This is a genomic window from Natrinema salifodinae (genome assembly GCF_900110455.1).
Lineage (GTDB): Archaea > Halobacteriota > Halobacteria > Halobacteriales > Natrialbaceae > Natrinema > Natrinema salifodinae.
The window spans coordinates 955059-976892 of record NZ_FOIS01000001.1 but is presented as its reverse complement, the minus strand read 5'-3'; the positions used below and the strand labels follow the sequence as shown (position 1 = coordinate 976892).

The following is a 21834-nucleotide window of genomic DNA, read 5'->3' as shown; positions in this document are numbered from 1 at the left end:
GATCCAACGCAGCACGCCAGACGGTTCAATTACATGTCAGACAACGAATCCGGTGACGAACTCGACGAATCGGTCGCACAGTCACAGGAGACGAACGCGTCCCAGCCCGGGACGAGCGACGATAGCGACGAAATCGACGAGGAGAGCAAACACCGACAGCTCGACGAAGTGCGAGAGAACCCCGAGGGCGAAGACCTGACGACCGACCACGGGGTCGAAGTCAGCGACACCGATAACTCCCTGAAGGCGAGCGAGCGCGGCCCGACGCTCATGGAGGACTTCCACTTCCGGGAGAAGATGACCCAGTTCGACCACGAGTCGATCCCGGAACGGGTCGTCCACGCGCGGGGTACCGGCGCTCACGGCTACTTCCAGCCCTACGAGGACCCCGACCTCGGAGAGTACGGAGACATCTCGGACCTGACGAAGGCCGCCTTCCTACAGGACCCCGATCAGAAGACGCCGGTGTTCGTGCGATTCTCGACCGTCGTCGGCTCGCGCGGCTCGGCCGACACGGTCCGGGACGTCCGCGGCTTCGCGACCAAGTTCTACACCGAGGAGGGTAACTTCGACCTCGTCGGGAACAACATCCCCGTCTTCTTCATTCAGGACGCGATGGAGTTCCCCGACCTGGTCCACGCGATCAAGCCCGAACCCGACGACGGGATGCCCCAGGCCTCCTCGGCCCACGACACCTTCTGGGATTTCGCCTCGCTGAAACCCGAGATCACGCACATGCTCATGTGGCTGCTCTCCGGACGAGCGCTCCCGCGGGCCTACCGCATGATGCAGGGTTTTGGCGTCCACACCTTCCGCCTGGTCAACGAGGACGGCGATTCGGTGTTCGTCAAGTACCACTGGACGCCGAAACTCGGCACCAACCAACTCGTGTGGGACGAGACCCAGACGCTCGCGGGGAAGAACCCCGACTTCAACCGCCAGGAGCTCTACGACGTCATCGAGGCGGGCTACGAGCCCGAGTGGGAACTCGGCGTCCAGATCTTCGACGAGGACGAGGCCGCGGAGTTCGACTTCGACGTCCTCGACCCCACGAAGATCGTTCCCGAGCGGGACGTTCCGGTCAGACCGATCGGGAAGATGGTCTTAAACGAGACGCCGGACAACTTCTTCGCCGAGACCGAACAGGTCGCGTTCCACCCCGGCAACGTCGTCCCCGGCATCGACTTCTCGAACGATCCGCTCCTCCAGGGTCGACTGTTCTCCTACCAGGACACCCAGCTCAACCGGTTTAACAGCGCCAACTGGGACGAGATCCCGATCAACCGCCCGCTCGCTGAGCGACACAACAACCAGCGGGCCGGCTTCATGCGCCAGGAGATCAACGAGAGCACAGTCTCCTACAAGCCGAACTCGATCGGCGACGACGACCCGCAGGAGGTCCCCGAAGAGGAGGGCGGCTACGAACACTACGCCGAGAAGATCGACGGGAAGAAGATCCGTAATCGCAGCGAGAGCTTTCAGGACCACTTCGGCCAGGCGCGGCTGTTCTGGAACAGCATGAGTGAGACCGAGCAGCAGAACATCGTCGACGCCGCCCACTTCGAACTCGCGAAGGTCGACCGTCCGGAGATCCGCGAACGGATCGTCTACGACCTGTTCAACAACGTCGATCACGAGTTCGCCAGGCGGGTCGCCGAGGGGATCGACGTCGAGCCGCCCGCGGAGCCAGGCGACGAACTCCCCGACCACGACGCCGAGGATCCGACGCTCAGCATGCTGAATCGGACCGGGGACTCGATCGAGACCCGCAAGGTCGCCGTGCTCGTCGACGACGGGTTCGACGCCGACCACCTCGAAACGGTGCGGTCCGAACTCGAGGACCGGGGCGCCCGCGTCGAGGTCGTCGCGAAGGTGCTCGGCGACAAGACGAGCGCCGACGGCGAGACGGTCGCGGCCGACGAGAGCCACTCGACGGCCGAGTCGGTCCTCTTCGATGCGGTCTTCGTCCCCGGCGGCGCCGACAATATCGACCGGCTGCGAGAACAGGGCACCGCCAAACACTTCGTCGCGGAGGCGTTCAAGCACAAGAAGCCGATCGCCGCGCTCGGAAGCGGCGTCGAGTTGCTCGAGGCGGTCGAGCTGCCGGATGTCGATCTCTCCGGCGACGACGACGGCGTCGTCTCGGACCACGGCGTCGTGACGGGTCAGAGCTCCGATGACGTAACCGACTTCGCGGCGCGGTTCGCCGAGGCCATCGCGGCCCACCGCCACTGGGACCGCAGCGAGAAGTCGGTTCGAGCGTAGCCGGTTCGCGACGCTCCGGGATTGAACGCGGTCGCAGTCGGTCGGAGCAATCCCGACGACCGAACGATCGGAGCCCGGGGGTGTGTCAGAAGCAACAGAGAGCCGGGCAAGCCGACCGAATTCCTCCCTGTCAGACGGTGAGGGTATTTCCGGTCGATACCATCCCCCTCCCCGTCGATCCGACCTTGGGACTCAGCTGCAATAAACGTTGGAAAAGCGGACGGCGATGCGGCTGCCCGTGCGACATCTCCGCTGAGCTCCCATCCTCTCGGAATCGGGAGGGGCAACTGACCGCGGTCGCTTGTTCGATCGTCCGGGACGCGAACCCGAGCGGCGCGGTCGGCGATCCCTCAATCGGCTGTGCGATAATGTATCATAGGGTTAGTAGCTGCGCGACAGCACACCGTTTGGCTCGCCGAGCATGCAACAGTCAGGTGAACACCTTTGTGAATCGGTCGCGTGATCTTCGCGTGATCTGCGGCCGGTGTGACACTGGCCGGCCGCGGATCACTCGAGTACTCGCTTGCCGACGCCGCTACCGTTTGGGCGATCTGGACGCGAAACGGGGCTTATACCCCCTTTTCGGCCGCCTCGAAGACCGAATTCGGTTTACCGACGCACCACGGCGAGTTCGCTCTCCGTTTCGATCGACCGGACGATCCCCCACAGGAGCAGTCGCGTCGCTCGCTCGCTCGTGATCGCGTTTGGGGTGGTGCAGGTGCATCGGCCGCGTGTCCTGATAGTCGTAGGCGGCGAACGCATCGGGATGGGCGTCGCCTCGGTGCTTCATCTCGGCTCGTATCTCCCGCAGCAAGGCGTGGAAATTCATCCATTCGTCGTGGCGCATCGCCAGGTGTCGGCAACGGACTTCCGAGCATGAGCCTTGGCCCTGCGAACGTGCAAGGACGGGCGCGGATCCGAGGTCGACCGGCGGCCGACGGCAGGACGGTCGGACCCGTCGCGGTTCCGTCGCCCGAACAGATACGTGAATGGGGCGCTCTTTCAAGGGCCGGACTACTTGTTCGGGCCCGTTGATAAGACAAAATGGAGCGATTATCCCTATGGCAGAGTCAGAGGAGCGTGCGAAGTCCGCGGCAGTCTGCGAGAACTGTGACGAGATCGTGACAGTCTGGATCTGGCCGGACGGCGATATCCAACCGATCGGCGACTCGAATCCGTGCTCCTGCGTGGATCCCGAGTTCCGAATCCTGAACGCCGATCCCCGCTCGACGTGACCGACGCGTTCGACGCTCGTTCGAAGTGAGCCACTGGGGCCGGCGGAGCCGAACGCGACACCGGCATCCAAGCGCGGAACGGTCCGCCAATTCCCTGCCAGTCCGCGGCGCCGATCCGTTCGGCGCCCGTCTTACGACTCTCTTATATTTCGAAATTGACCGAACCGCGAGTCCCTTCCCATTGCCTGTCCCAGCTATAGGGACCGCCGATAGTCCCTTGCTCCGGTTTGATACGATGGCCGAAATTGGCGTCGTCCACATGGACCTCATGTCGAAAGGCAGTTGCGAAGCCGTTCGCATGAACGTACTCGAGGCGCTGCAGGACGACCACGATGTCCCCCTGCTCAACGCTGACCGAGCCGGATCTCGACGAGCGCAACGCGTACTTCAACGCCGCGGTCGAGTCGGTGACGGTCCGCCGAGCGGGTCGGCTGGCGCCGGCGATCAACGGCCGCTACGGCATTCGGTACTACGTCCTCTAGAACGCGCTGCTCGGACGGTACGCCAGGCGCCGCGCAGACGAGTTCGACCTCCTCGTGAGCACGATCACCGAGCTGGGGCTCGGCCCGAACGCCGTCGAGGAGGCCTACGAGACTAGACTCCGCGTGCTCCACCCGCTGATCGACACGAGCGAGTTCGACCCGCGGCCGTGGGACGAGCGCGGCGAGGGCGATCGCATCGTCAACACGTCCTCGACGGCGGGGTTCGTCGCCTCGCCCGGCCTGGGTCACTACACGGCGGCGAAACACGGCGTCATCGACCTGACGAAGACGCTCGCGGTCGAGCTCGCTCCTCACGGAATCTCAACGCGGTCTGTCCGTCTGCAGTCGACACGGAGATGACCAGCGGCATCGTCGAAAGCATCGACGACGATATCGCTGCGATCGCCGAGCGGTCGGGCCCAGATTCACTCCGATTCGATCGCGTCCTCGCTGAGTCGCTCGCCGCAGTTCGGACAGCGGTCGTACCGGAGTTCGAGGCTCGCGCGGTGGACGCCTTCCATCGCCGCTCTAACCCCCTCTTCCGCCTCTAACTCGGTATCGGGCGAAAGAGACGCACCCTCGACTTCGATCAGGAACCGCGCGACCTCCGTCGCCTCGTACATGATATCGTCCAGTTCGTTGGCCGTGAAGAAATCGGAATAGGCGCCGTAGAGGAACGTCGCCCCGGCCTCGCGGACCTTCTCCTCGAAGGATCGCCGCGACTGGTAGACGGCCTGGCGCGTGTACCGATCGTCCATGAAGGGAACGAGTTCGGGAAGGTTCTCCCCGATGGTCGTCATTTCGACTCCCGTCTCGGTCCGAAAGTCGGCACAGAGACGGGCGACCGCCCATTCGCGGGCCGTAAAGGCGACGTACTCGCGAAGGAACTCGTCGACGCGGTCGTAGTCGGCGCTCTCGAGACGCTCGAATCGATTGGGTTCGGCCGCACTGCTCTCGGAGGATGGTTGCGTATCTTCGGGCATGGTGTTTTTCTGCGGTTGCCCGCGTCACGTTCAGGGGCCGAACGAGGATAACGCTGTCCGTTAGATATCCGTCGGTAGCTGGTTCCGTTCCCCGCTTGACGGAAGGTCGGTCCTCGAGTTCGACGGGGACCAGGCGGCGACCGGAAGCGGGTCGATCCGAGTACGCCGGTGGCCGGAAACTGTTTCACTTTCACTGCGCTACGCGAGCCCTTTTTACCGGTAACGTCCTTCAACGGACATGGTCTCCGGGAGTACGATCGAAACGCTCGCCGCCGCGAGTACTGAACCGAACGAGGGGGCGGCTGCGGATTCCAAACGGGGAGGTCGGTGACGATGGGTCGGCAGTCGTCCTCCGATACCGTCGCACCCGAACCCAGCCGGTCGCGGCTGGAGACCGCCGAGACGCTCGGTCGCGTGACGTTCCGAATGACCGACGATCAGCTCGCGGCGCTCGAATCGCTCGTCGACGACGACGTCTACCACTCCCGCAGCGAGGCGATTCGGGCGGGGATTCAACGGTTACTCGACCATCACGATCGGGACGATACTGACCACGGAAGCCGGTGATTTCCTCTTCTTCGGAGTGACGGTCCGACCGCTTCGGCGCCGGAGTGGGACCGTCGCATCGATAGCCGCTGGAGGTCGGTCCCCGAGGAAGCCGCCGTCGATCACCCGTAGATCATACCACGGTCTCTTGTTCGGAGTTCCCCTCGAACTCGCGCCAAGTACGGGTGCTATACGCATCGTGAAGAACGCTAAATCACAGTCCTCTGCGGGGTCCGACGGAGTCAACTATTAGAAAGCTCGTAAGAAGGTGACGGACCACTATTCGATCGATTTCGCTCGGTTCTGGAAGTCGCCGCCGCACTTCTCGCACTCTCCGGGATTGGTCTCTGCCTCGACTATCCGTCCACACTGGAGGCATTCGTACTCGGATACCATTTCTGAGGTATCGTCTTCGAGGTCTTGATTATGCGGCATACTCTCATCTTCGTATTCCAGCTACAAATAGGGACTGCGGGTCATCCCTGTCGACTCAAGTGGACGGGATATCGTGCGAGATACGCAGATGCACTTATCAGTTCGATCGGCTGAACACGAAGAAGCTGCATTACCAACTACCGGTAGGAACGATCGCCGCCGTCCGAAACCGTTCGCAAGGATCGTCCCGGTACGGCCTCTCGGTTCGCGCCCGCCCCCTCGCGCGTCCGTTCGATGAGTTCGAGCATCCACCGACTCAGAACCGGCGAGACGGTGGCTTGGTTCCCTGTTCGAGCGCCTTCGCTGTTTCGTTCGTTCTGGAAGTGATTGGGACCGGACTCGGCGTCGTGGACGTCGACGGTCATCGTCGGGACGTCTACGTGCAGAGCTCCTCCGAGCCGTAGACGCGAACGCGGTTGTCCCGAGCCGAGCCGCTCAGGACCGTGATCGAGCAGAGCGCGTCGGTCCGAAAACCGGTTTTCTGCTAGGGGACCGTCAATCGACCGCGGAAGTCAGTTCCTCGTCGGATTCCGGAACGAAGGGGCCGTATGCGGCCGTCTGGCGCGCGATCGTCGCCACGCGGAGGATGTACGCGCTCAAGACCGCGAGCGGGACGAGCGTCGTGACGAGTAGCGTTCCGGCTACGCCCATGAGCGCGGCGTGTGACAGCGTCAGGCCCGTGATATCCCGATAGGTGAAGATGCCGATCGCGGCGATCGTCACGGCGGGGATTCCGGTATAGATCAGGAGGCGAGAGAGACGCGCCAATTGTCGCTCGACGACGACAGTTTTGAGGAACTGTCGCGCGGCGTCGATTTCGACGAACAGGTTCGTGATCGCCTGCAGTTGCTCCGTCGTCTCGTCGTCACGATCCGGTACGGTCGACCGCAGCCGTCGGACCTCGTAGAACTGGGTCGAATCGTCGTAGTCGAGCATAACGAGGAGCGTCCGGAGCATACTCGACCTGGTCGCTTCCAACTCGTCGTTCGCTCGGTTCGCTTCGTCGACGATCGCTTCGGCGACCGTCTCGACCTCGTCCGGTATTTGGTCGTCGGATCGAGGGGTATCACGGCCGCGCCGAAGCGCGTCCGCAGTGTCCGAGACGGACGAGAGAAGCGTTCCGAAGAAGACGGACGCGCACGGGGAGTTCACCGCGGTGTCGGTTCGATCCTCGACGCGCTCTCGAAAGTCCGTGACGTCGGTCCGGCGTTGGTAGAGGTCTTGTATCGAGCCGAATTCGTGGGAGAGGACGATCTGGTTCACGCCGACCGCGATCGGAACCAGCGTCAACAGACCGTTGACGGTCCCGTTGAGGTACCACATGACTCGTGACGGCGTGGTCACCGTGGCGAGACCGAAGAGTCCGACGACGCCGAACGCTGCGCCGATCCCGAGCAGGATGATCAGCGTGACCAGGAGCCGATTTCCGGTGAGCAAAAACCACCGCGTGAGTCCCGCGGGAGGATGACGGCCACCCGATTCGACGGTCGTCGCGTCCATACTGTTCCCCGACGTACGCGAGTGGGATACATAATCGCCGACGGTGACTTTGCAACCCTCGCCGACTCACACTGAGCGACGGACAGTGATCGACCGCTTCGAAACGTCCGCGGTTCGCGAGCGCCGGTCCGTCGTCGATCGCTCGTTCCGGGTGCTTATCGATGCTTCCCGATATCTCGTGAGTGAAGTTCGTCCTCTGCCAACCACGTCCGCGGTCGCACGGCAATGAAAACCGCGACGAGATACAGCGCGACGACGAGACTGGTTACGAGGAGACCGGGTATCGCCCCGATGGAGGCACTGGCTGGCCACGGTTCCGTTGCGAATGCGCCGATGTGGATCACCCACGCGCCTAGCGTAACCGTAAAAAGCAGTAAGTAAATCCGGCGGAGACGATGCGCAATCGCTTCCTCGGTGGTGATCTTGATAACGGGTGTGCGGTAGTCTCGGCTCAACGTCTTCCGCCATTCCGGATTCTCGAGGCCCGCGGACGGGTCTAACCCGTACGCGAAAACGTTCTTCTGGAGCGTCCGAACGCGGCCCCGCCAGAGGTCGTAGCCGCGATACCGCTGTGCCTCCATGAGTAAGAAGGACGTCACCGCTGCACCCCCTAGCAACAGGATGTAATGCGGTCGATCGGGGCCCGAAAAGCCCCACGTGAGGACCCCGCTCATGACGATAACCGCCCAGTTCGACGTCCGATCGAGGCGTTCGCGCCAAAATTTCATCCGATGGACCTCGCCGCGGTAGAGGTGTGCCATCGCCGAACTCGGCGCCATATCCTCCTCTAGCAATCCCTCGCCGATTTCGCGGTGTTCAGCGTCAGCGGGATCGACGTCTTTCGCTGATTTCTGAGCCATCGCGGATATACGCTTTCGACGACGAGGCTAATAGAGCCACCAGTCCGGACCGGTCTCGATCCGATCGCACCTCCGCCGCAGTAGCCGCCAGGCGGAATGCGGCGAAGGTGCGAGCGACCACCGACGGACTCTCAGTCCCGACGACGACCCGCTATCCGCTCTTCGCCGGTGTCCGCTGAGATGACCTCGTAGAGGATCGCTCGGCCGCCGTCCGCTTTCGGGCGGAGGATCCGGCCGAGTCGCTGGACGAACTCCCGCTCGCTCCCGCTGCCCGAGAGCACGACCGCTACGTTGGCGTCCGGGACGTCGACCCCCTCGTCGAGCACGTTCGAGGTCGCGATCCGAGTGTAGGTTCCCTCCCGGAAGCGCTCTAAGTGCTCCCGTCGCTCGGCGGTGCCGGTCCGGTGGGTGATCGTCGGGATCAGGAACCGTTCGCTGACGTCGTAGGCGAGGTCGTTGTGGGCCGTGAAGACGATGATTCGCTCGCCTCGGTGATCGTCGAGGATCTCCGCCAGCGCCGCGAGCTTGTTCTCGCTGCCGAGCATGATCTCACGTGCGCGCTGGCGCGCGAGCAGCGCCTCGCGAGCCTCGGGATCGCTCCCCGAGCGCTTGACGAGTTCCCGGTAATCCGACCCGCTGTGGAACTCGATGTTCGATTTCGCGAGGTAGTCCGTGAAGGTCGCCTGGTGTCGCTCGTACTCCTCGCGTTCGTCGGGCGTAAGCGACACCTCGAGCCGCTTGATGTCGTAGCTGGCCAGGTGGTCTCCCGCGAGTTCGTCGACGTCGGCGCGGTGGACCAGCGGCCCGACGATCTCTTCGACGACCTCGTGGGCGCCGTCGGGACGCTCGAAGGTGGCGGTCAGCCCCAATCGCGCGGGCGCGGCGAGCAGTCGCGCGATCTCGCGGTAGCCCTCGCCGCCGAGGTGGTGAACTTCGTCGAAGACGACGCAGCCGAACCGGTCGCCGACCGAGTCGGCCTTCAGGTACGCCGAGTCGTACGTCGAGACGGTGATCGGCTCGAGGCGCTGCTCGCCGCCGCCGAAGCGGCCGATCGGAACATCGAACTCGCGGTCGAGTTCGCGCTCCCACTGGTCGAGCAGGTCGATCGTCGGCACGACCACGAGCGTCGGGACCGAGAGCCGCTCGATCGCCTTCAGCGCGATGACGGTCTTGCCGCTCCCCGTCGGAAGTTCGAGGACGCCCGCGGGCGCTCTCGCGACTGGGTTGGCCGGCCCCTCGCTGTCGGCCCAGCAATCCGTCTCCAGCCAGGCGTCCAGTGCCGTCGCCTGGTAGTCGCGAAGTTCGTACGCCGAGTCGAGCGGCGGGACGGATGCGGGATCGAGCACGCGATCGTCGACCGCGGCGTCGGCGTCCGCCAGGCCCGTTCGCAGGTCGGCGTACCGGAAGGCGGGCGCGCGCCAGGCGCCGGTCCGCGGATCGGAGTCGAGTTCGGGGACCGCAGACCGGATCGATGCTGGCGAGACGGTCGATTCCGCCAGGCCGTCGATCCGGATCGTCCCGTCCTCGTACCGGAGTTCGATCGGCGTCGATTCGTCGGCCGGGGTCCGCGTCACGCGTCACAGTCGGGGACAAGCGCACATATACGGTCGGGTGTCCGGCGGTTCCGTGTGTACCGCGTCCCGTTCCTCCGTCTCGTGTAACGGATCGGATGGTGCTTTACGATCTTGTTATAGTGATGAGAATGCTCTGTGTCTGTCAGACATTTTTATAGAATATTGTCTGTAGTAACTGGATTGCCAGAAATCAATTGGCTTCCGTTAATTATTCGTCTACCGATATTAGACGGATAATAGTTAACTAAGCTACAATAGATGCCGACGATGGCATGGGGAGTGGAAGGGGATGTGTTCGTCCGGAGACCCGGGTTCGCTGGGCCGATCCGGACGGGTTCTCAGCGGCGAGCGAAGCGGTTGCACAGCGACGGACCGAGGCCGAGGACGAAGGCGAAACCGAGTCCGCGACCGACCCGGTCGATCTGGAGTTCGAGTGGTACCGACTCTGTCACGGCTGCGGGGACCTGAAGTGGTTCAGTGGCCTGATCTGCAACGACTGTCAGGAGCGACACGGCGTCTAAAGGGTCGTTTTCAGCGGTTTCGACGACTGTACGCGGGCCGCGAGCGGGTCGTTCGACTCTCGGCCGATCCACGCCGACCCCCGTACCTCAACCCTTTTATTACCGGTGTTCGTTGACTGGGACATGAGCGAAGACGAGGGCACGAACGCGTCCGCCCAGGGTGTCCCGTCCGAGGAGGAATCCGACGACGGCGAGACGGCCGACGTCGACCCCGAACAGCCGACCAGCGCCGGTGACGGCTCGGACCAGGCCGCCGAGTCGACCGACGAGTCGGCCGAGACAGACGCTGACGCGAGTCCGGACACGACCGCGGGGGAGACCGACGCTGAGGCTGACGCGCCCGCAGCCGCTTCAGGTGAGACGCCCGAAACGAGCGAGGACGTGCAGCGAGTGCTTAATCAGGTCACCGAGTACGACGACGAACTCGCGCACAAGGTCAACTCGATCGTCGAGGAGGCTCGCGACCTCAACGGGACCGTCTCCCAGCAGCGCGAGGAACTCGAGGACCTCCGCGAGCGAATCGAGTCCCAGGCCGAGACCATCGGCGACCTTCAGGACGAACTCGACGAGTCCGAGCGAGCGCTCGACGAGCGCGACGACCAACTCGAGGAGTACGAGGAGGAGGTCGAAGACCTGAAGAGCCGTCTCAAGCGCAAGCAGGCCGACTTCCAGAACTACAAGAAGCGGGCCAAGAAGCGCCAACAGCAGATCAAAGACCGCGCCACCGAGGACCTCGTCGAGCGGCTCATCGGCGTCCGCGACAATCTCAAACGGGCCCTCGAGGAGGACAGCGGCGACGTCGAGAGTCTCCGGGAGGGCGTCGAGATGACGCTGCGCGAGTTCGACCGCATCCTCGAGGACGAGAACGTCTCCGAGATCGACCCCGAGCCGGGAACCGAGACCGACCCGCAGCGCCACGAGGTCATGATGCAGGTCGACAGCGCCCAGCCCGAGGGGACGATCGCCGACGTCTACACGCCTGGCTACGAGATGGGCGATAAGGTCATCCAGAACGCCCAGGTCACGGTCTCGAACGGCGAACTCGACGAGGACGAAGCGGACGAGGAAGCAGGGGACGAGTCGACCGCGGACGCCGACGAGCCGGAGTCCGAGAGCGACGCCGCCGATGGCGGCGACGAACCCGCGACCGACGAGGACGCGACCGAGCCCGCGACAGAGGACGGAGATTCGGCAGCCGACGATGCCGACACCGACGGCGAGAAAGCGGATTCGGACGGCGATGCGATCGAACTCGGCGGCGAAGTCGCCGACGACGACGCCGACGAGTAACGCGACCAGGCGACCCGACCGCGATCGGATCGGAACCGGTCGCGGCCGCTCGCTCGCCTCGACGATCCGGGAGGAACCCATCCTGCCGCTGACTCGTTTTTACTGACTCGAAACTGACTCGTAGCTGGCTCGAAACTCGAGTACACGGGCGCGTGAGGCGTTCTCAGCGGCTTTTATTCGAAACCTGCTTCGGGCTAGTAACCTTTAAAACAAAGTGCGCACAATTGCCTCCACGATGGCGAGCAACAAAATTCTCGGAATTGACCTCGGGACGACGAACAGCGCGTTCGCGGTGATGGAAGGTGGCGATCCGGAGATCATCGTCAACGCCGAAGGGGAGCGGACGACCCCTTCCATCGTCGCCTTCACCGACGACGAACGCCTAGTCGGCAAACCCGCGAAGAACCAGGCGATTCAGAACCCCGAAAAGACGATCTCCTCGATCAAGCGCCACATCGGCGAGGACGACTACACCGTCGAGATCGACGACGAAGAGTACACGCCCGAACAGATCTCGGCGATGATCCTCCAGAAGATCAAGCGCGACGCCGAGGACTACCTGGGCGACGAGGTCGAGAAAGCCGTCATCACGGTCCCCGCGTACTTCTCTGACCGACAGCGCCAGGCGACCAAGGACGCCGGCGAGATCGCCGGCTTCGAGGTCGAGCGCATCATCAACGAGCCGACCGCCGCGTCGATGGCCTACGGGCTCGACGACGACGATGATCAGACCATCCTCGTCTACGACCTGGGCGGCGGCACCTTCGACGTCTCCATCCTCGATCTCGGCGGTGGCGTCTACGAGGTCGTTGCCACGAACGGCGACAACGACCTCGGCGGCGACGACTGGGACCAGGCGATCATCGACTGGCTCGCAGACGAGTTCGAGGCGGAACACGGCATGGACCTCCGCGAGGATCGCCAGGCGCTCCAGCGGCTGAAAGACGCCGCCGAGGAGGCCAAGATCGAGCTCTCCTCGCGCAAGGAGACCGAGATCAACCTGCCCTTTATCACGGCGACCGACGACGGTCCGATCCACCTCGAGGAATCGCTCACGCGGGCTAAGTTCGAGTCGCTGACCGAGGACCTCATCGAGCGCACGGTCGAGCCGACCGAGCAGGCCCTCGAAGACGCGGGCTACGAGAAGGACGACATCGACGAGGTGCTTCTGGTCGGCGGATCGACCCGGATGCCCCAGGTCTCCGAGAAGGTCGAGGAACTGACCGGCAAGGAGCCCCAGAAGAACGTCAACCCCGACGAGGCCGTCGCGCTGGGCGCGGCGATCCAGGGCGGCGTGCTCGGCGGCGAGGTCGACGACATCGTCCTACTGGACGTCACGCCGCTCTCGCTCGGTATCGAGGTCAAGGGCGGCCTCTTCGAGCGCCTGATCGAGAAGAACACGACGATCCCGACCGAGGAATCGAAGATCTTCACGACCGCGGCGGACAACCAGACCACCGTCCAGGTCCGGGTCTTCCAGGGCGAGCGCGAACTGGCCGAGGAGAACGAACTGCTCGGCGAGTTCCACCTGACCGGCATCCCGCCGGCGCCCGCGGGAACGCCGCAGATCGAAGTCACCTTCTCGATCGACGAGAACGGCATCGTCAACGTCTCCGCGGAGGACAAGGGCAGCGGCACCAGCGAGGAGATCACCATCGAGGGCGGTGCCGGCCTCTCCGACGAGGAGATCGATAAGATGCAACGCGAGGCCGAGCAACACGCCGAGGAGGACAAGCAAAAGCGCGAGCGCATCGAGGCGCGGAACACGGCCGAGGCGACGATCCAGCGCGCCGAGACCCTCCTCGAAGAGAACGACGAGCAGGTCGACGACGACCTTCGCGCCGACATCGAGGGTGCGATCGAGGACCTCGAAGAAACGATCGACGACGACGAGGCCGACGCCGAGGACATCGAAGCCGCGACCGAGGCCCTCAGCAAGGAGCTCCAGGAGATCGGCAAGCAGGTCTACCAGCAACAGGCCGGCCAGGCCGACGCTGCGGGTGCCGGCGGTGCCGCAGGTGCCGGCGCCGCAGGCGCCGGTATGGGCGGCGGTCCGAACCCCGGTCCCGATGCTGGCGCAGGTGCCGCCGGCGACGAGGACGAGGAGTTCGTCGACGCCGACTTCGAGGACGTCAGCTTCGACGAGGACGAGGACGACGAGTAACGCGATCGACCGTCAGCTCGCCGACGGCGATTCGCCTTCACATTCGCATTCATAGCCGTTGAGCGGCCGTTTCTACGCGTTTGGTTCGTTCGACTTCGAACGAGTACCCACCCGGTGCTGGAGGGAACGTTCGTTTCAAGTGGCTCAACCGAGTAACGGTGGAACAACGAATGAGCGAGGACTTCTACGACGTTCTCGGTGTGAGCCCCGACGCGTCTACCGAGGAGATCAAACAGGCGTACCGGGAGAAGGCCACCGAGTACCACCCGGACGTCAGCGACGACCCCGACGCCGAGGAGAAGTTCAAGAAAATACAGAAGGCAAAGCAGGTCCTGACCGACGAGGAGAAGCGCCAGGCCTACGATCAGATGGGCCACGACCGCTACGAGCAGGCCGAGAAACACGGCTTCGACGCCAGCGAATCCGGCGGCGCCGGCGGCATGGGCGGCGACCCGTTCGGCGGCATGGGTGGCGGGATGGGCGGCGGCGGACTCGGCGACCTCTTCGAGCAGGTCTTCGGCGGCGGTGGCGGCGGCCGCGGCCGCCGTCGCCCCCGGAAGGGCCGTGACCTGCGGACCGAACTCGAGATTACCCTCGAGGAGGCCTACACGGGAGCGGAAAAGCAGTTCACCGTCGAACGCCCCGAGGAGTGCGATGTCTGCGGCGGCGACGGCCACCCGCCGGAGGCCGACGCCCGGACCTGTCCCGAGTGCCAGGGCCGGGGCCAGGTGACCCAAGTACAGCAGACGCCGCTGGGCCGGGTCCAGCAGACGACGGCCTGTCCCCGCTGCGAGGGCGAGGGGACGCTGTACTCCGAGACCTGCGGCGAGTGCCGCGGCGAGGGCTACGTCCGCAACGAGGCGACGCTGACCGTCGAAGTGCCGGCCGGCATTCAGGAGGGCCAGACCCTCCGGATGGAAGGAGAGGGCGCGCCGAGTCCCGAGGGCGGCCGCCACGGCGACCTGCTGATCGACGTCGCCGTCCGCGAACACGACGAGTTCGAACGCGAGGGCGACGACCTGCGCTACCGGCTTCCCATCTCCTTCCCGCAGGCCACCTTCGGCGACACTGTCGAAGTCCCGACACTGGACGGCGCTGCCGAATTCGAGATCCCGACGGGTACCCAGAGCGGCGAGACCTTCCGTCTCGAAGGCAAGGGGATGCCCCGGCTTCGCGGTCGCGGCCACGGCGACCTCTACGTGCAGGTCCAGGTTGTCACGCCCGAGAGCTTAAACGAGGAACAGCGCGAGGCGCTCGAGGCGTTCGCGGAGGCCGGTGGCGACGAGATCGAGATCGCGGACGGGTTCTTCGAGAAGATCAAGCGCGCGTTCTAGCTGACGGGACTGTTTCGAGGGCCGGATGCGATCTTATAGCGCCGATAAATATGGGCCCGCTCGGTGCAGTCGCCATCGTCGATGGACATCGCCCGAACCTACCGGACGGCGAATCAGTTTCGCAAGCTACTCCGTGCGGAGCGACGGACCGGTCCGTCGTTCGATCTTTCGCCCCGGCGCCGGCTCTGGCTCTACCGCCGCGGCTTTCTGAGCAAGTCCGGCGTACTCTACGACTTCGAGTCGAACAATCCCGACGCGTACCTCTCGGACCACCAGCGGTTCGTCGGTACGAAACGGATCAACGGCCACTGGAACGCGCTGATCGACAACAAACTCGCTTTCCACCGAGTGCTCGGCGAGTTTCCCGACCACCGTCCGGCGGTGTACGGGCTGCTCGCCGACGGGCGCTTCCACACGTTCGATCCGGCCTACGAGCGGGCGGCGCTGACCGACGGCGGCATCGAACTCGAGCACCCGACCGAATCGGCGGAGGCGGCCACGAGGCGGCCGACCGAGGACCCGATCGCCTGGCTCGACGACACCCTCGCGGACGGGGAACAGCTCGTCCTGAAGTGGTTCAGCGGGGGCGGCGGGAACAACGTCCACTTCCTCGAGCGGACGACCGGTGGCGAGGACGGCGGCGACGGCGAGTACCTGTTCGACGGCGCGCCGATCGGCGAGCGCGAACTCGCCGAAACGCTCGCGGACCTCGACCACTACCTGGTCTGCGAGCACGTCGACCAGGCCGACTACGCGGCCGACATGTTCCCCGAGACGGCGAACACGATCCGGGTCCTGACGATGTACGACGAACGAGAGGGGGAGGCGTTCGTTCCGATCGCAATCCACCGGATCGGAACTGACGAGTCCGTTCCCGTGGACAACTTCTCGAACGGCGGGCTGACGGCCTTGGTCGATCGAGAGACCGGCCGACTCAGCGCGGGCGCCGAGTACCCCCACGACGGCGTCGTCGACTGGCACGAGTCCCACCCCGACACCGGCACTCGAATCGAGGGGACGGCGGTGCCCGGCTGGGAGCAAATTCGCGAGCGGTTGCTCGAGATCGCGGAGACGCTCTCCCACGTCCCCTACGTCGGCTGGGACCTGGTCGTCACCGACGAGGGCGAGTTCCGGATCATCGAGGCCAACAGCTATCCGGGCGTGGCATCGTTACAGGTCCACCGGCCGCTGCTGACCGACGCCCGAACGCGGCGGTTCTACCGGGATCACGGCGTCCTCTGAGGTGCGGGGCGGACACCGATTCGGAGTCGTGACTGTCACGGAAATGCCCAATACAGGTTTTCACGGAGAACGCCGTCTTTTCGAGTGGTGACACGAACCATGCAAGGCAAGCGACTCCTGCTCCTGGCCGGCGATTTCGTCGAGGACTACGAGGTAATGGTCCCGTTCCAAGCGCTCCAGATGGTCGGCCACGAAGTCGACGCCGTCTGTCCCGAGAAGGCGGCCGGCGACACCTGTCCGACGGCCGTCCACGACTTCGAGGGCGACCAGACCTACACCGAGAAGCCTGGCCACGACTTCGAACTGAACGCGGACTTCGACGCCGTCGACCCCGCCGAATACGACGGCCTGGTCGTCCCCGGCGGCCGCGCGCCGGAGTACCTCCGGACCTACGACGAGGTGCTCGAACTCGTCCGGCACTTCTTCGAGGAAGACAAACCCGTCGCGGCGCTGTGCCACGGTGTGCAGATCCTCTCGGCCGCGGACGTGCTCGAGGGCCGGACCTGCACCGGCTACCCGGCGCTCGAGGCGGACGTCCGCGGGGCCGGCGCCGACTGGGAAGGCGAGGTCACCCGCGACGGTAATCTCGTGACCGGCCAGGCCTGGCCGGATCACCCCGAGTGGCTCGCCGAGTTCCTCGAGTGTCTCGGGACCGACGTCGACCACGCCGAGCCGGCGGCCGCGGACGACTGACGGCGCGTCCTGAACCCGTCGTACCCGTCGAACGACGGGAATCGATAGCGCGCCGCGAGTCGGCGCGCTTTTTTCGGCCGGGCGAGCAGTCCCGGGTATGAACGCAGCGACGGTCGACCACCTGCTCACCCGGGAGCGCCGCGACGATCGGATCGGGCTCGTCGACGCGACGGGCCGGGAGTACGACTACCACTGGCTGTGTACGACCGCCTGGAAGGCCGGGAACTTCCTGCGCCACGCGGGCGTCCGCGAGGGCGTCACCGTCGGCGTCGTCGGCGACGGGCCGCTCGCCCTGCTGGCGTTCTTCGGGACGACGCTGCTCGAGGGCCGGACCCGCTTCGAGCCGCCGACGGACCTCGCGGGGGACGACGAGTTCCGGGCCCTCGTGGCGCCCGTCGCGACCCTCGACGATTACGACCTCCCGCGGGGCGCACAGCGCGTCGGCTATGGCGACGAGCCCGACTCGCCGGCCGTCCACCACTTCGACGCCGGCGTCTGGACCGAAAATCCGTCGTTCCCGCCGCTGTCGATCGAACCCGAGACCGCGCTCCTGACCGACGGCGAGCGGACGGTGAGCCACCAGGCCGTACTCGAAGCCGCGCGCGAGGTCGTCGAGACGTACGACCTGGCCGCGGACGATCGCGTCGTCGTCCGCGGGCCGCTCTCGGACCCCCGGACCGTCGCCGCGGGCGTGATCGCGCCGCTGCTGGCCCGGGGCGTGATCGTTCTGCCAGGCGACGGGGACCAGGCTGAGCAAGCGGATCGAGCAAACCAGGCGGCTGCCGGCGAGGGTGGACGGGGCGAGTACGCCGTCTCGAGCGAGTCGGTTCCCGAACCGACTCGTATCGATTCCGCTGACGTATCGTTCTCGTAACCGTTGCGATCAGCGGTGCGGCGGTCAGTTTGACCCGCGTTTGTGTGGCTGCGTAGACCGTTTCGACAGATAAGTATCCCACCAGAGTCCGTCCGGGTTTACGTCCCACAGAGCTACTTCTTAGCCCGCTCTTCGGTAGTGTGTCGGAACCGCCCAAGTGGTCTGTAAGCTGACCGCATTTCTCCGGTGTTCGGCCGCTTCAGACGATCTGATGGCTCCAGCCGTTCCTTGTTAGCCTACTACTCCGTCAGGCTACCGAAGAGCGTTTTGAGCAGGTCGTGATGAACAACAGATGGGTTGGCCATTATTTGATCGGTTTAGAACTGCACTCTCATTCGCTGATGAGTCGATAGCGGAAACTGCTGATCCGAATTTCGATGGTAATTCGCCAACAGTAAATCGTCATATACTGGAGTGTTTCGAGTTGGTGCCGCCTGCTGGTTCGCCAGTTTCCCTGCATGTGAAACCCTCATTCACTTCGTGATTCGCCGTAAGGATACACCACTCGTAGACCTCTGCCTGGTAGCGACCGATCCTCCACACGTAACTTGCAGTCGCTACCTGGTGATGGTTATCAAATGACAAACTATGTCGATGCGATCACGGTCAATGAAACTAAACAGGCGGAACCGACTATGGATTGATTCGGTAGGCACGTCGAGAGGTGGTAGCCGGTGAGCCTCGAAGAACCTCCGAACAATTTCCGCGACAAAGCCAAACGGAACGACGAACACGTAAAAAACGAGGTCGTCACGGAGGAGAAACGATCGATTCTGTCGGAGTACCAGATTAACGACTTCGACAGTGTGTTGCTTATCACGTCGGCCCCGAGAGGAGGAAGTAGCCTCCTTTTCGATATCCTTCGACATCACGAAGAAACGTGTAGTCCCGATGGCGAACACGACCGATGGTACACCCTGAACGGAGTCTGTTACCCGACGTTCGAATCCGACGTCGTTCCGGCCGACTTCGGGTCGTTCGATAGAGAGAAGCTCCTGACGGATCTACTCGCTGAGGTCGGTGCAACCGACCGATCCGGCGATCGAACGCACCGCGTGGATAATACGCTCGTCCGGCTTCCGTTGCAGTTTCCCGATCGAGAACTCCCGTACAAGGAGATACACGACGCGTTGCTCGACGGAGTCTCGTTCGACGAGACTCTCAGGGAGCTGGGACTCTCACCGTTACAGTACGACGAATACGCGGACCGAGATGCGAACAGTCCGTTCAAAACCGAAACGATCGAGGATCGGCCGTTCGTGTCTTCGCACAGTTACAAGCGCGCGCTCACGGTCGACGACTTCGAGCGGACGCTCGTCCTCAAAGCGAGCGGCGACGCGTACCGACTCCCGTGGATCCGCAAACAGCTATTTCCCGAAACCGATATCAAACTCGTTCATCTCACACGGAATCCAGCAGCGTCGATCAACGGCCTCTACGATGGTTGGCGATTGAACAGAGGGTTCCAAACATATGACGTAGGAGATCTCGATCTCGACGGATACGATGGCTCGCTATGGTGTTACGATCTCCCACCGGGGTGGGTTCGTCAGGGAAAACTCATCGACGTCTGTTTGATGCAATGGGCACAAGCCCATCGCCACATCCTCGATAGCCGTGACGCGTTCGAGAACGTCCTTCGAGTTCGGTTCGAGGACGTTCTTACCGACACTCGCTCCACTGTCGGGGAGATCGTCGAATTCGCCGATCTCGGTGAGTCAGCGCTGTTTTCGGAGAACGTCGAAAACCCCAATAAGGTGATGACGACGAAGGAACCGAGACACGCTCGCTGGCGAGATAGGGAGGACTTCATCAAGAGTGCGCTCGCTCGGGCCGACGAACCGTACACCGAGGTACTCCGGGAGTTGAAATACACGGAGGAGTCGGAATGGATCTGAGCGAAACGGCGACGGATGGCGGCAGCAGCAAGGCAACTCGCGTCGCTCGTGGAGGCACCGATCGTCGAGGTCGCCGATAATGAATTCCACGCTCACAATAAACGAGGCGATGTTCATGTTCAACGATACGCCGAATGCGGGGTCGATACTGACCGAGGCGTATAATGTCGAACCCACCACCGTCGACGAGATTCGGAACGGTGCGGACGGACTCTGCCGTCGTATGCTTCCGGGGGAGATCGATTGATGTCAGGAGAAACGATATGGCTTTTCGGCCTGCCGTGTTCCGGAAAGACGACGCTCGCCGAGGGGTTAATCGGTCCGAGTACGGTCCACTTAGACGGAGATTATCTTCGGAACACTCTCAATTCTGATCTCGGGTTTTCCAAGGAGGATCGAACCGAGAACCTCAGGCGAGCTGCCGGAGTTGCACAGGCGTTGAACGAACAGGGATTCGACGTCGTCGCGTCGTTCATTACCCCGTACCGTTCCCAGCGAGAACTGATCGCCGAGAAGATTGAGGACGTCTCGTTCGTCCATATCAACGCACCCGTCGAAGTGTGCGAGGAACGCGATGTGAAAGGAATGTACGAACAGGCGCGTAAGGGCGAGATCGAGGGGTTTACCGGCATTGACGCGCCGTTCGAGGAGCCAACGAGAGAGGAGGTTGGACTCGAAGTTCGGACGGCGACGCACTCGGAGGAAGAGAGCATCAAGAAGATCAATACAGAATTGGACCTCAAATTCGATCCGAGCCACCTCTTCATCGGTCGTTGGCAACCTCTCCACGATGGTCACCGAACGATCATTGATTCAGCTGCTGATAACGGAAAAGACGTCATTATCGCCATCCGTGATACCGAGCTCAGCGAAAAGAACCCACTCACCGCACAGGAACGTCAGGAACTGATCGAGGATGTCTACGAGGACCATCCGAACGTTGAAACGATGATCATTCCAGACGTCGATACCGTCGCTATCGGACGAGATGTTGGATACGCGGTTGTCTCAGTACCTGAAGAGATTGCAGAAATCAGTGGAACAGAGACACGTGAGAAGTACGAGAAGAGCGAACTTCTTGCAGGACAGCATTTCGATGATTGAATAATTTAACCAATATTTTGATCATGAATAGAACGGGACTGCTGTTCGACCAATCTGAATTACAAGACGCGATCGAGGCAGAGGAACTGATCGCATGGAAAAAAAAGAGATATATTCAGTTCCGAGAGACGATGCGGAATACTCGCTATCCATGTTATTTCGCGGTGAACGCTGAGCAGAACGATACCGCTCGTTACCTTTTCGTAGGAGATTCCCGTGATCATGATGCGCTCTTCAAAGTGAAAGAAGGATTGCAACAATATCTCGAACGGTATCAATCGATAGCCGACCGGACGACCTTGGTGATATTTTTCAAATCTCCTGATGAGAATCAGAGTGAACAGGAATACCGTGATCAGTTCTGGCGGATACTCGAATTTCTACACAAACGAGATCCGGAACCGTGGCCGAGTGATATTCCCGAGGACCCAAGTGATCCGGAATGGGAATTCTGCTTCTGTGGAGAATCGATGTTTATCGTCGGACGTGCCCCATTCTATACGGATCGGAAGAGCAGGTATACACCGTATGGACTGGAAATAACGATCCAACCACGGGGTGTTCTTGACGATGTTAGTGGAGATACGATAGAAGGCCAACGTGCTCGCTCGGTTATCAAAAACCGATTAAAAGACTATGATGATGTTGCACCTCATCCGGACATCGGTGACTACAGCGACCCCAATACTCGGGAATGGAAACAATATCTGCTCCCAAAATCTAACGGTGAAAGCTTGAAAGAATTTCCTTTTGAAATAAGCGTAGAAAGATCATAGAACATTCTTTTCACTCTTACGGTGGGGATAGTAGTGAATCATGACGCAGTTTGATGAA

Annotated in this window: 23 protein-coding genes; 16 read left to right on the top strand and 7 right to left on the bottom strand. The window is 62.8% G+C overall.

The features are described from left to right. Positions 1 to 33 precede the first annotated feature (33 nt). The gene (locus BMY29_RS04525) at positions 34 to 2265 is read left to right on the top strand and encodes a catalase (protein WP_049990883.1); all 2232 of its coding nucleotides are present in this window, start codon (positions 34 to 36) and stop codon (positions 2263 to 2265) included. 535 nt (positions 2266 to 2800) lie between these two features. Here the strand turns inward: BMY29_RS04525 and BMY29_RS04520 are convergent. Then, a complete protein-coding gene (locus BMY29_RS04520; protein WP_241471304.1) occupies positions 2801 to 3055 on the bottom strand; it encodes a hypothetical protein in 255 nt (84 codons plus the stop codon). A gap of 271 nt (positions 3056 to 3326) precedes the next feature. Between BMY29_RS04520 and BMY29_RS20910 the strand changes: the two genes are divergently transcribed. From BMY29_RS20910 to BMY29_RS04515, 3 genes are all read left to right on the top strand, one after another. Then, positions 3327 to 3500, top strand: a complete 174-nt coding sequence (locus BMY29_RS20910; protein WP_173424925.1) for a hypothetical protein — start codon at positions 3327 to 3329, stop codon at positions 3498 to 3500. A gap of 332 nt (positions 3501 to 3832) precedes the next feature. Then, on the top strand, positions 3833 to 3982 hold the full coding sequence (locus BMY29_RS20905; protein ID WP_160290108.1) for a hypothetical protein: 150 nt from the start codon (positions 3833 to 3835) through the stop codon (positions 3980 to 3982). A 54-nt stretch (positions 3983 to 4036) separates the two neighbouring features. Beyond that, positions 4037 to 4342, top strand: a complete 306-nt coding sequence (locus tag BMY29_RS04515) for an SDR family NAD(P)-dependent oxidoreductase (RefSeq protein WP_049990885.1) — start codon at positions 4037 to 4039, stop codon at positions 4340 to 4342. Positions 4343 to 4407: 65 nt separating this feature from the next. On the opposite strand, the gene BMY29_RS04510 is transcribed toward BMY29_RS04515, so the two are convergent. After that, entirely contained in the window at positions 4408 to 4965 is a 558-nt protein-coding gene (locus BMY29_RS04510; RefSeq protein WP_049990886.1) for a DUF5806 family protein, read from the bottom strand. Positions 4966 to 5298: 333 nt separating this feature from the next. On the opposite strand from BMY29_RS04510, the gene BMY29_RS04505 reads away from it, so the two are divergent. Then, a complete protein-coding gene (locus tag BMY29_RS04505; protein WP_049990887.1) occupies positions 5299 to 5532 on the top strand; it encodes a ribbon-helix-helix domain-containing protein in 234 nt (77 codons plus the stop codon). 258 nt (positions 5533 to 5790) lie between these two features. Here BMY29_RS04505 and BMY29_RS20500 read toward each other — a convergent pair whose 3' ends face one another. The 5 genes from BMY29_RS20500 to BMY29_RS04485 form a co-directional block, all read right to left on the bottom strand. Continuing rightward, on the bottom strand, positions 5791 to 5946 hold the full coding sequence (locus BMY29_RS20500) for a rubrerythrin-like domain-containing protein (RefSeq protein WP_143067647.1): 156 nt from the start codon (positions 5944 to 5946) through the stop codon (positions 5791 to 5793). A 137-nt stretch (positions 5947 to 6083) separates the two neighbouring features. Next, positions 6084 to 6311: a hypothetical protein gene (locus tag BMY29_RS04500; RefSeq protein ID WP_049990888.1), complete on the bottom strand. Its 228-nt coding sequence runs from the start codon at positions 6309 to 6311 to the stop codon at positions 6084 to 6086. A gap of 130 nt (positions 6312 to 6441) precedes the next feature. Beyond that, the gene (locus tag BMY29_RS04495) at positions 6442 to 7446 is read right to left on the bottom strand and encodes a DUF7972 family membrane protein (RefSeq protein WP_049990889.1); all 1005 of its coding nucleotides are present in this window, start codon (positions 7444 to 7446) and stop codon (positions 6442 to 6444) included. Positions 7447 to 7601: 155 nt separating this feature from the next. Continuing rightward, positions 7602 to 8306 (bottom strand): DUF2270 domain-containing protein, encoded by a 705-nt coding sequence (locus BMY29_RS04490; RefSeq protein WP_049990890.1) that lies wholly within the window; start codon positions 8304 to 8306, stop codon positions 7602 to 7604. Between the two features lie 131 nt (positions 8307 to 8437). Beyond that, positions 8438 to 9880, bottom strand: a complete 1443-nt coding sequence (locus tag BMY29_RS04485) for a DEAD/DEAH box helicase (protein ID WP_049990891.1) — start codon at positions 9878 to 9880, stop codon at positions 8438 to 8440. A gap of 272 nt (positions 9881 to 10152) precedes the next feature. Between BMY29_RS04485 and BMY29_RS04480 the strand changes: the two genes are divergently transcribed. The 11 genes from BMY29_RS04480 (at position 10153) to BMY29_RS04435 (ending at position 21776) form a co-directional block, all read left to right on the top strand. Next, complete coding sequence (locus BMY29_RS04480; protein WP_049990892.1) at positions 10153 to 10401, top strand: hypothetical protein; 249 nt, start codon at positions 10153 to 10155, stop codon at positions 10399 to 10401. Positions 10402 to 10524: 123 nt separating this feature from the next. Continuing rightward, positions 10525 to 11691 carry a nucleotide exchange factor GrpE gene (gene grpE, locus BMY29_RS04475; RefSeq protein ID WP_049990893.1) on the top strand — a complete coding sequence of 389 codons (1167 nt, stop codon included), beginning with the start codon at positions 10525 to 10527 and terminating at the stop codon, positions 11689 to 11691. Positions 11692 to 11926: 235 nt separating this feature from the next. Continuing rightward, a complete protein-coding gene (gene dnaK, locus BMY29_RS04470) occupies positions 11927 to 13855 on the top strand; it encodes a molecular chaperone DnaK (protein ID WP_049990894.1) in 1929 nt (642 codons plus the stop codon). Positions 13856 to 14025: 170 nt separating this feature from the next. Next, complete coding sequence (dnaJ, locus tag BMY29_RS04465; RefSeq protein WP_049990895.1) at positions 14026 to 15189, top strand: molecular chaperone DnaJ; 1164 nt, start codon at positions 14026 to 14028, stop codon at positions 15187 to 15189. 81 nt (positions 15190 to 15270) lie between these two features. Continuing rightward, positions 15271 to 16431, top strand: a complete 1161-nt coding sequence (locus tag BMY29_RS04460; protein WP_049990896.1) for a sugar-transfer associated ATP-grasp domain-containing protein — start codon at positions 15271 to 15273, stop codon at positions 16429 to 16431. Positions 16432 to 16530: 99 nt separating this feature from the next. Beyond that, positions 16531 to 17124 (top strand): DJ-1/PfpI family protein, encoded by a 594-nt coding sequence (locus tag BMY29_RS04455; RefSeq protein ID WP_049990897.1) that lies wholly within the window; start codon positions 16531 to 16533, stop codon positions 17122 to 17124. Between the two features lie 97 nt (positions 17125 to 17221). Then, complete coding sequence (locus BMY29_RS04450) at positions 17222 to 17998, top strand: hypothetical protein (protein ID WP_049990898.1); 777 nt, start codon at positions 17222 to 17224, stop codon at positions 17996 to 17998. Positions 17999 to 18672: 674 nt separating this feature from the next. Further along, positions 18673 to 19896 carry a sulfotransferase domain-containing protein gene (locus BMY29_RS04445; RefSeq protein ID WP_049990899.1) on the top strand — a complete coding sequence of 408 codons (1224 nt, stop codon included), beginning with the start codon at positions 18673 to 18675 and terminating at the stop codon, positions 19894 to 19896. Positions 19897 to 19975: 79 nt separating this feature from the next. Further along, on the top strand, positions 19976 to 20143 hold the full coding sequence (locus tag BMY29_RS20900; protein ID WP_160290109.1) for a hypothetical protein: 168 nt from the start codon (positions 19976 to 19978) through the stop codon (positions 20141 to 20143). Further along, complete coding sequence (gene cysC / locus BMY29_RS04440; RefSeq protein WP_049990900.1) at positions 20143 to 21000, top strand: adenylyl-sulfate kinase; 858 nt, start codon at positions 20143 to 20145, stop codon at positions 20998 to 21000. The genes BMY29_RS20900 and cysC overlap by 1 nt, the downstream gene beginning before the upstream one ends. A gap of 23 nt (positions 21001 to 21023) precedes the next feature. Further along, positions 21024 to 21776 (top strand): YqcI/YcgG family protein, encoded by a 753-nt coding sequence (locus BMY29_RS04435; protein WP_074854628.1) that lies wholly within the window; start codon positions 21024 to 21026, stop codon positions 21774 to 21776. Positions 21777 to 21834: the final 58 nt, after the last annotated feature.

Bases quoted from the DNA above. Each gene is read 5' to 3' on its own strand.
- BMY29_RS04455 (WP_049990897.1), top strand. From the start codon at position 16,531: ATGCAAGGCAAGCGACTCCTGCTCCTGGCCGGCGATTTCGTCGAGGAC.
- grpE (WP_049990893.1), top strand. From the start codon at position 10,525: ATGAGCGAAGACGAGGGCACGAACGCGTCCGCCCAGGGTGTCCCGTCC.
- dnaJ (WP_049990895.1), top strand. From the start codon at position 14,026: ATGAGCGAGGACTTCTACGACGTTCTCGGTGTGAGCCCCGACGCGTCT.
- BMY29_RS04525 (WP_049990883.1), top strand. From the start codon at position 34: ATGTCAGACAACGAATCCGGTGACGAACTCGACGAATCGGTCGCACAG.
- BMY29_RS04450 (WP_049990898.1), top strand. From the start codon at position 17,222: ATGAACGCAGCGACGGTCGACCACCTGCTCACCCGGGAGCGCCGCGAC.
- BMY29_RS04495 (WP_049990889.1), bottom strand. From the start codon at position 7,446: ATGGACGCGACGACCGTCGAATCGGGTGGCCGTCATCCTCCCGCGGGA.
- dnaK (WP_049990894.1), top strand. From the start codon at position 11,927: ATGGCGAGCAACAAAATTCTCGGAATTGACCTCGGGACGACGAACAGC.
- cysC (WP_049990900.1), top strand. From the start codon at position 20,143: ATGTCAGGAGAAACGATATGGCTTTTCGGCCTGCCGTGTTCCGGAAAG.
- BMY29_RS20900 (WP_160290109.1), top strand. From the start codon at position 19,976: ATGAATTCCACGCTCACAATAAACGAGGCGATGTTCATGTTCAACGAT.
- BMY29_RS04480 (WP_049990892.1), top strand. From the start codon at position 10,153: ATGGGGAGTGGAAGGGGATGTGTTCGTCCGGAGACCCGGGTTCGCTGG.
- BMY29_RS04435 (WP_074854628.1), top strand. From the start codon at position 21,024: ATGAATAGAACGGGACTGCTGTTCGACCAATCTGAATTACAAGACGCG.
- BMY29_RS20910 (WP_173424925.1), top strand. From the start codon at position 3,327: ATGGCAGAGTCAGAGGAGCGTGCGAAGTCCGCGGCAGTCTGCGAGAAC.
- BMY29_RS04460 (WP_049990896.1), top strand. From the start codon at position 15,271: ATGGACATCGCCCGAACCTACCGGACGGCGAATCAGTTTCGCAAGCTA.
- BMY29_RS20500 (WP_143067647.1), bottom strand. From the start codon at position 5,946: ATGCCGCATAATCAAGACCTCGAAGACGATACCTCAGAAATGGTATCC.
- BMY29_RS04490 (WP_049990890.1), bottom strand. From the start codon at position 8,306: ATGGCTCAGAAATCAGCGAAAGACGTCGATCCCGCTGACGCTGAACAC.
- BMY29_RS04505 (WP_049990887.1), top strand. From the start codon at position 5,299: ATGGGTCGGCAGTCGTCCTCCGATACCGTCGCACCCGAACCCAGCCGG.
- BMY29_RS04510 (WP_049990886.1), bottom strand. From the start codon at position 4,965: ATGCCCGAAGATACGCAACCATCCTCCGAGAGCAGTGCGGCCGAACCC.
- BMY29_RS04520 (WP_241471304.1), bottom strand. From the start codon at position 3,055: ATGAAGCACCGAGGCGACGCCCATCCCGATGCGTTCGCCGCCTACGAC.
- BMY29_RS04500 (WP_049990888.1), bottom strand. From the start codon at position 6,311: ATGACCGTCGACGTCCACGACGCCGAGTCCGGTCCCAATCACTTCCAG.
- BMY29_RS20905 (WP_160290108.1), top strand. From the start codon at position 3,833: ATGTCCCCCTGCTCAACGCTGACCGAGCCGGATCTCGACGAGCGCAAC.